A 7,562-nucleotide genomic window follows, 5' to 3' on the forward strand; every position below is an offset into this window, starting at 1 on the left:
CAGTGCTCCGGACTCACCACCGTGCCGCTGTCGCCGTACCAGGCGAACAGGCCGGAGTTGACCGCGCCGAGGACCCATGTCAGGCCCATCACGGGGTAGAACGCCATCAGCAGCGTGTAGTGCAGTACGCGCCGAGGGTGTCGCCACATCTGCAGCATCTGCTTGATGAACGGTCCGGCGATGACATGTCGGATGGCGCCCGTCGCCCAGCGATTCTGCTGCTTGAAGTAGTCGCCCCAGGTGACCGGGCCCTCTCCGTGCGCCAGGACGTCGGGGGTGTAGACCGCCCGCCACTCCTTGCCGGTCTCGGGGTTGCGCTGGGTGAGCGCTTTGAGGCCGGTGGCGAGATCCTCGGTGATCGAGGGCTGAGCGCCGCCGATCTGGTCGAAGACCGCGGTGCGGATCGCGTAGTTGGTGCCGACCAGCATCGGCCCGCCGTAGGAGTTGGCGGCCGACTGGATGAGCGAGTGGAACACGAACTGCTGGGACTCGGCGAGTTTGGGCACCGTGCGGTCGACGGCGTTGCCGTAGGCCTGCGGCGCCGACACGTATGCGACGTTCGGGTCGTTGAAGTAGCAGGTGAGTCGGGTGGTCAGCTCGGGGAGCGGCACGTGGTCCGGATCGATACCGACGAGGACGTCGTACTTCGGCAGATCGGGGTCGTTGCTGACGACGTCGTACGCGGCATTGAAATTGCCGTGCTTGGTCTTGGGTGCGAACTTGCGCCCGGTGTTGTACTTCTCGACGCCGAGACGGCTGATGCGTCGAATCAGGTTGCCGGGCTGCTCGTCGTTGAGGCGGTCGATCAGATCCTGGACGGCGGTCGGAGCGTCCGGGTCGCCTTCGTCCAGGACGAACACGTCGACGAGCGCCGGCGGATCGTCGTCGTCGGCCTTGGTGCCCTTTGCCGATTCGAGCCGCTTGGCGGCGATGAGCGTGCGCTCGAGCACCTCGAGCGATTCCATCTTCGGGACGAAGGTGATGAACACCGCGATCCGGAGGTTCTGATGGATTCGGGTCGGGATCGGCGATCGGACCAGTGAGGTCGACATCGCTAGCATCGAGACGAGCGCGAGCCGACTGACGTCGATGATCGTGGTGATCACGATCACCGAGGCGGCGGCGAGCGACGCCGCGCGGAGAACGCGGGAACTCAACGGCGGGCCGGAGGCGAGCAGCCACCAGACGTACCCGAAGGAGACCGCCAGCATCGCAGCGGCGATCAGCCAGTTGTACAGGGTGCGGAACGCGCCGCTCGGACGCCTCAGGCGCAGAGTCTTGGAATCGTCGTCGGTCAGGTCGCCGGTGATGCGAGCCTTCTCGACCAGCGCCTTGGCGAGCTCCGGGGAGATCTCCGGCGCGATCGACGGAAAGGCGTTGACCGATTCGATGATCTCGGCGGCTTCGGCTTCGTCGGTTTCCGAGTCGGTATCAGTGTCGACGTCGCTGCCGGCGTCCGTGGCGGCGTCGTCTGATTCACCGTCGTCTGATTCACCGCTGTCCGCTTCAGGGGCGTCCGCTTCAGCGGCGTCTTCAACGGGCGCGTCGTCGATGTCGGTACCGTCGGCGGTCTCGGCTGCAGCGGGCGTCGACGCATCGGCATCGGTGGAATCGCGAAGGACGACGGTCTCGACCAGTGCGGCAGGTTCGGCGGCGGGAGAATCGTCGACGGATTCGGGTTCGGTACTGGCGGGCGCGTTCTTGAGGGTCTCCTCGATGACAGCGATCGTCAAGCATTCGTCGATGTCTGCGGTGGCGAGATCAGTCGTGTCGTCGGTCACGGCGCCTTCGTACGAGTCGATCGTGGTGATGGAACACCCCCTTCGTTGAGTACTCAGCGCCGTCAGCGTCGATGGACCCCCCATCTTGATCCGCCTGCAGACCATAGGGGCCCGTCGTATCACGCTGCGAGTGACAGTATGCAATAAGACTGATTTGTTCAAAGCGTGTCGGATATTCAGATGATTGAATTTCGAGACATCGATTCATATGGCGCTGACCTGCGTGGTATGTGGATGCCGCAGCTGCCCAGAGTCGCCCGGTCCGTGATCCGGAGACCTAAGGCCCACGTCCATTGTTGACGTGCGGGGGAGTCGAGGGTCGTGGCAGTCTTGACGGTGTGGATTCCATCAGCAGGCGAGCAACCGTGATCACCGTGTCGGACCGGTCTTTCGCGGGCGAACGCGAGGATGTCTCGGGTCCGCTTGCGGCTGAACTACTGGGTGCTGCGGGCTGGAGTGCGGAGGTGATCGTGGTCCCGGATGACCGTGATGCGATCGCGAGCCTCATCGTCGAGGTCGTCGAGGCGGGATCGGATCTCATCGTGACGACGGGCGGCACCGGCGTGGGTCCGCGCGACGTGACTCCCGAGGCCACCGAACCGCTGTTGACCCGGATGCTGCCGGGCGTGGCAGAGGAGATTCGGCGGGTGGGGGTCGCGTCGCTGCCGCAGGCGATGCTGTCCCGCGGGGTGGCGGGCATGCGACGCGGGGCCTGCGTGGTGAACCTTGCGGGGTCGACCGGCGCTGTGCGCGACGGCGTTCCGGTGGTGCTGCAGGTCGCCGAGCATGCCGTGGCGCAGGCTGCGGGAGGCGATCACTGATGATCATGCTGACGGCGATCGACGACAGTGACCTCGACGTTGCGGCCCACCTGGCCGCGGTGGCGGCACCCGATGCGGGCGCGACGGCGGTGTTCGTCGGCACGGTGCGCGACAACGACCCCGACGCAGACGGCACGGTCGTCGAACTCGAGTACAGCGCTCATCCCGACGCGGATCGCTTTCTGCGTGAGATCGCCGAAGGCATCGATCGCCCCGACGTGCGGATCGCGGTGAGTCACCGGGTCGGGCTCCTGGGCGTCGGCGGGCTCGCGATCGTCTCGGCGGTGTCGTCGATCCATCGGGCGGAGGCCTTCGAGGTGAACCGAGAGCTCGTCGAGCGGGTCAAAGCCGAGTTGCCGATGTGGAAGAAGCAGATCGAGAGCGACGGCACCCACGCATGGGTGGGCTTGGGAAAGGTTGTGACGTGAGTGAAACCGGCGGCCTGGTCGACACGTTCGGTCGGGTCCATCGTGATCTGCGGATCTCCCTGACGGACCGCTGCAACTTGCGGTGCCTGTACTGCATGCCCGCCAAGGGAGTGCCGTGGATTCCGAAGCCGGAACTGCTGACGACCGACGAGATCATCGTGCTCGCCGAGATGTTCGCTCGCCTCGGGATCGTCGAAGTGCGGCTCACCGGTGGGGAACCGCTGCTGCGGCCCGACATCGTCGACATCGTCGGTCGGCTGTCGTCGATCCGGGGCGAACGGGGTCCGCTGCGGGTGTCGATCACCACCAACGGCATCGGGCTGGCGAACCTGGCTCAACCGCTCGCCGACGCCGGCCTCGAACGCTTCAACATCAGCCTCGATACTCTGCGGGCCGATCGGTTCGCGCAATTGACCCGACGGGATCGGCTCGACGACGTGCTTGCGGGTATCGAAGCCGCGCGTGCGACCGGTCTGGTTCCGCTCAAGATCAACACCGTTGCGATGCGAGGAACCAACGACGACGAGTTGATCGACCTCGTTCGATTCGCGCGGGAGCACGGGGCGCAGCTTCGGTTCATCGAGCAGATGCCGCTGGATGCGGGGCATATCTGGTCGCGGGTGAAGATGGTGACCGGCGCGGAGATCCTGGAGACGCTGTCGAGTGAGTTCGAGCTGGAACCCTGCGAGGGTCGGGGGTCCGATCCGGCGCAGCGCTTCGTGGTCGACGGCAGCGCCACGACGGTCGGCGTCATTGCGTCTGTCACCGCGCCGTTCTGCGGTGCGTGCGACCGCGTGCGTCTCACCGCCGACGGCCAGATGCGGAACTGCCTGTTTGCGCGCGGGGAGTCGGACCTGCGGTCGTTGCTACGGTCTGGTGCGACCGGCGAGGAGATCGAAGCGATGATTCGTGCGTCGGTGACGGCCAAGAAGGCAGGCCACGGCATCGACGATCCGGGCTTCCTGCAGCCCGACCGGCCGATGTCGGCCATCGGCGGCTGACCCGAGTCCTTCCCGACGTGGGGCGATCTCGATACGCCGATGCGTGCTTCGCTCGCAGCGGCACTCGATCAGCGTGGGGCGGTGCGGTTTTGCGTGCGCGCGGTGCTCTTGCAGGGTGGTCGAGTCGGCGTGTGAGCGGAGCGAGCCCGCCTGGTATCGAGACCGGGGTTGCTGGGTGCGGGGCGATCTCGATATGCCGGTGCGTGCTTCGCTCGCAGCGGCACTCGATCAGCCGGGGCGGTGCGCGGGAGATCAGCCGCCGGCGAAGGGCGGGAGGACGTCGACGGTGGCTCCGGTGGGGGCGAAGGTCTCGTCGGTGGCGCGAGTGCCGTCGACCAGCACCGAGCACGCGGTCAGGACGCGGGCGAACTCCTCGCCGTGCTCGTCCGACAATCGAGCCTTCAGCTCGGCGACGGTGACGTCGCCGGGATGCTGCTGTTCCTTGCGCCCGGCGGCTTCAGCGGCACCGGCGAAGTACCGGACGATCACTCGGACTCCTTTGCCTTCACCAGTTCTCGGACGCGTTCGGCGGCGTCCTCGGCGCTCATCCCGTTCGCGACGGCGAGGCCGATCAGGTAGGTGGTGATCGGACCGGCCGGGCGCAGGACCTGATGCGCGACGTCGCGGGTCACGTCGAGCAACAATGCGGTGGGGACCTCGACGTCCTCGAGGCCGAGCAGCGGCGCGAGTTCGGCGGACCATCGGTCGAGCCCGGGCGGGTAGGTGCTCATGAGGTCTTCTCCTGTTCTCGGTAGCGTTCGACGTCGGCCCACGTGTCGAGGTCGAGGGCGGCGCCGACACGATCGTCGACGGTACGGATGTTGAGGACGGCCAGCAGCTTCCGCATCGACACGTCGCGCACGTCGGGCAGGGCCGTGAGCGCGGAACGCAGGGAGGCGACGCGGTACCGACCGGCGAGCCACTGGTCGCGTCCGGCGGAGTCGCGGAGGATGACGCCGTCGCAGTCCTCGGGGATCGGAATGTCGCGCAACTGGGCGACGATCAGCTCGGCGCGCGGGAGATCGCAGGCCAGCAGCCAGGTCTCGGCCGCCGGGGACTGCTCCTGAACGCGGTCGAGCTCGGCGACGGCGGCGTTGATGCCTGCCACCGGACCGCCGAACGGGGGGTCTTCGCGCACCGTCACGACGCCTGCGCGTGCGATGGTCTGCGGGCCCACCGCGATGACCGGCGCGGCACCGGCGACCGCCGCGTACGCGGCCTCGATCAGTGCTCGCCCGTCCACCTCGACCGCTGCCTTGTCGGCCCCGTCGAGGCGTTCGGCACGACCGCCGGCCAGTATGATCGCCGCGATCATCGGAACCAGTCCCCGCTCTTGCCGCCCGTCTTCCGGAGGAGGCGGATGTTCTCGATCTCGACTGACTTGTCGAGCCCCTTGACCATGTCGACCAATGCCAGGGCGGCGACGCTCACGGCCGTGAGCGCTTCCATCTCGACGCCGGTGCGGTCCGCGGTGCGGACGGTCGCGGCGACGGTGACGCCGTCGTCGACGATCTTCAGATCGACGGCGGTGCCGTGCACCCCGATCACGTGGGCGAGCGGGAGGAGTTCGGGGGTCTTCTTGGCCGCGGCGATGCCTGCGATCCGGGCGACGGCGAGGACGTCGCCCTTGGGGACGGTGCCGTCTCGGAGGGCGGCGACGATCTCGGCCGAGCAGCGCACGAACCCGGCGGCGGTGGCGCTGCGGACAGTGGGCGCCTTCTCGGTCACGTCGACCATTCGGGCCTGGCCGGTGGAGTCGAGGTGGGTGAACGGTTGCGGATCGGTCATGACAGCACCATCACGGTGACGAGATCTCCCTCGGAGACGTGATCGACCTCGGCGGGAATCAGGGCGAGCGCGGTCGCATCGGCCAGCGAGGCCACCATGTGCGACCCGCTGCCGCCGCGCGAGGCCGGGCGGACGGTCTGGTCGTCGAAGACGACGGGCAGGATTTGCATGCGTCCGGCACGACGCCGCCAGCCGACCGCCGCTCGCCGGGTGACGCGGGGCCGATCGATCGCGGTATGGCCTGCCATCCGGCGCAGCGCCGGGCGCACGAACATCTCGAAGGAGACGGCGACGCTCACCGGGTTGCCCGGCAGGCAGAAGTACGGGATTCCGTCGTCACCGAGGCCGAAGCCCTGCGGTTTGCCCGGCTGCATGGCGACCGTGGTGAACGCGATGCTGCCGGTGCCGTCGAGGACCGCCTTGACCACGTCGAATGCGCCGACGCTGGCTCCGCCGGTCAGGATCACCGCGTCGGCGTCGAGACCGGCGAGCACCGAGCGCAGCGCGTGCTCGTCGTCGGGGACGCGGGTCACCGCGCAGACCTCGGCACCGGCCTGCTGGACGGCGGCGGCGAGCAGGACCGAGTTGGACTCGGGGATCTGTCCGCGCTCGGGGGTCCCCGACGGGTCGATGAGTTCGGAGCCGGTCGAGATCACCGCGACGCGCGGCTTGCGGTGGACCCGGATGGTCTCGTGGCCCGCCGACGCGATGGCCGACAGCTGCCACGGCCCCAGCACGCTGCCGGCCGCGACGACCACCGACCCGGCGGCCATGTCTTCGCCCGCGCGGCGGATGTTGGCGCCGTCCTTCGGTTCGGTCGTGATGACGATGGATTCGGGGGCCTCGGCGCGGACCTCGGTGCCGAGATCGGTGTGCTCGAGGGGGACCACGGCGTCCGCGGCGGTTGGGACGGCGGCGCCGGTCATGATGCGGATGGCCTCGCCCGGCCCCATCGGCGGATCGTCCGGGCTGCCCGCGGGGACGTCGCCGACCACGCGCAGGGTGGCGCCGACGGTCGCGTCGGCGCGGTGCACGGCGTACCCGTCCATGCCGGAGTTGTGGAACAGTGGAACCGGCCAGCGATTGACGACGTCTTCGGCGAGGACGAGTCCCGTGGCGTCGGTGTGGAGGTGGGCCACCGCGGGCAGCGGTGGCACCGCATCGAGGATGCGCGAGCGGTGTTCGTCGACGGTGATCACTCGGTCCCCCGGAGGGCAGCAACGGCCATGCGCCCAGCCTAGCGCGGGGCGCAGTGCGGGGGACCGGTAGACGCCGGGGCGGGCTGAGCGTCGCGAATGCGCCCCTATAGATGGTCTAGATCCGCATTTGCGGATAGATTCTAGATTCATGACTGTGTTTCGGGTACGCGAAGCCGCTGACCTCCTGGGGGTCAGCGATGACACGCTGCGTCGGTGGATCGATCAGGGGCGGCTCGCGTCGGACTTGGACGCCGCCGGTCGCGTGGTGATCGACGGCGCCGACCTGGCGGCCTTCGTCTCCGCGGACGACGCCGCGCAGCGCGACCCGATCGATCGCGCGACCAGCGCCCGCAACCGCTTCGTCGGCATCGTCACGAGCGTCCAGTCGGACCCGGTGATGAGTCAGGTGGAGCTGCGTTGCGGGCCGCACCGGGTGGTGTCGCTGATGTCGACCGAAGCGGTGAACGACCTCGGTCTGGAGATCGGTTCGCTCGCGACCGCCACGGTCAAGGCGACGACGGTGGTCGTCGAGACCCAGCCGGTC

Annotated in this window: 10 protein-coding genes; 4 read left to right on the forward strand and 6 right to left on the reverse strand. The window is 68.3% G+C overall.

The window, feature by feature from the left end; genetic code table 11:
• Positions 1 to 1,781 (reverse strand): glycosyltransferase family 2 protein (locus tag GX543_RS11805; RefSeq protein WP_290852101.1); only part of this gene is annotated, 1,781 nt, incomplete at its 3' end.
• A gap of 338 nt (positions 1,782 to 2,119) precedes the next feature.
• On the opposite strand from GX543_RS11805, the gene GX543_RS11810 reads away from it, so the two are divergent.
• From GX543_RS11810 to moaA, 3 genes are read left to right on the forward strand one after another with little or no spacing between them, the layout of a single operon-like run.
• Positions 2,120 to 2,602, forward strand: coding sequence for a MogA/MoaB family molybdenum cofactor biosynthesis protein (locus GX543_RS11810; protein WP_290852102.1), 483 nt, complete (start codon positions 2,120 to 2,122; stop codon positions 2,600 to 2,602).
• A complete protein-coding gene (locus GX543_RS11815; RefSeq protein WP_290852103.1) occupies positions 2,602 to 3,030 on the forward strand; it encodes a molybdenum cofactor biosynthesis protein MoaE in 429 nt (142 codons plus the stop codon). Before GX543_RS11810 ends, GX543_RS11815 begins: the two co-directional genes overlap by 1 nt.
• On the forward strand, positions 3,027 to 4,031 hold the full coding sequence (gene moaA / locus GX543_RS11820) for a GTP 3',8-cyclase MoaA (RefSeq protein WP_290852104.1): 1,005 nt from the start codon (positions 3,027 to 3,029) through the stop codon (positions 4,029 to 4,031). Before GX543_RS11815 ends, moaA begins: the two co-directional genes overlap by 4 nt.
• A gap of 252 nt (positions 4,032 to 4,283) precedes the next feature.
• Here moaA and GX543_RS11825 read toward each other — a convergent pair whose 3' ends face one another.
• From GX543_RS11825 to glp, 5 genes are read right to left on the reverse strand one after another with little or no spacing between them, the layout of a single operon-like run.
• On the reverse strand, positions 4,284 to 4,520 hold the full coding sequence (locus GX543_RS11825; RefSeq protein ID WP_290852105.1) for a MoaD/ThiS family protein: 237 nt from the start codon (positions 4,518 to 4,520) through the stop codon (positions 4,284 to 4,286).
• Positions 4,517 to 4,762: a DUF6457 domain-containing protein gene (locus tag GX543_RS11830; protein ID WP_290852106.1), complete on the reverse strand. Its 246-nt coding sequence runs from the start codon at positions 4,760 to 4,762 to the stop codon at positions 4,517 to 4,519. Before GX543_RS11830 ends, GX543_RS11825 begins: the two co-directional genes overlap by 4 nt.
• Entirely contained in the window at positions 4,759 to 5,346 is a 588-nt protein-coding gene (locus tag GX543_RS11835; RefSeq protein WP_290852107.1) for an NTP transferase domain-containing protein, read from the reverse strand. The genes GX543_RS11830 and GX543_RS11835 overlap by 4 nt, the downstream gene beginning before the upstream one ends.
• A complete protein-coding gene (moaC, locus tag GX543_RS11840) occupies positions 5,343 to 5,819 on the reverse strand; it encodes a cyclic pyranopterin monophosphate synthase MoaC (protein WP_290852108.1) in 477 nt (158 codons plus the stop codon). The genes GX543_RS11835 and moaC overlap by 4 nt, the downstream gene beginning before the upstream one ends.
• A complete protein-coding gene (glp, locus tag GX543_RS11845) occupies positions 5,816 to 7,018 on the reverse strand; it encodes a gephyrin-like molybdotransferase Glp (protein WP_290852109.1) in 1,203 nt (400 codons plus the stop codon). Before glp ends, moaC begins: the two co-directional genes overlap by 4 nt.
• 148 nt (positions 7,019 to 7,166) lie before the next feature.
• On the opposite strand from glp, the gene GX543_RS11850 reads away from it, so the two are divergent.
• The coding region (locus GX543_RS11850) for a TOBE domain-containing protein (protein ID WP_290852110.1) at positions 7,167 to 7,562 on the forward strand (396 nt) is incomplete at its 3' end.

It is taken from the genome of Gordonia sp. (in: high G+C Gram-positive bacteria), assembly GCF_012515855.1.
GTDB lineage: Bacteria > Actinomycetota > Actinomycetes > Mycobacteriales > Mycobacteriaceae > Gordonia.

Coding starts and splice junctions, on each gene's coding strand:
- GX543_RS11815 (WP_290852103.1), top strand. CDS start 2,602: ATGATCATGCTGACGGCGATCGACGACAGTGACCTCGACGTTGCGGCC.
- GX543_RS11830 (WP_290852106.1), bottom strand. CDS start 4,762: ATGAGCACCTACCCGCCCGGGCTCGACCGATGGTCCGCCGAACTCGCG.
- GX543_RS11835 (WP_290852107.1), bottom strand. CDS start 5,346: ATGATCGCGGCGATCATACTGGCCGGCGGTCGTGCCGAACGCCTCGAC.
- moaC (WP_290852108.1), bottom strand. CDS start 5,819: ATGACCGATCCGCAACCGTTCACCCACCTCGACTCCACCGGCCAGGCC.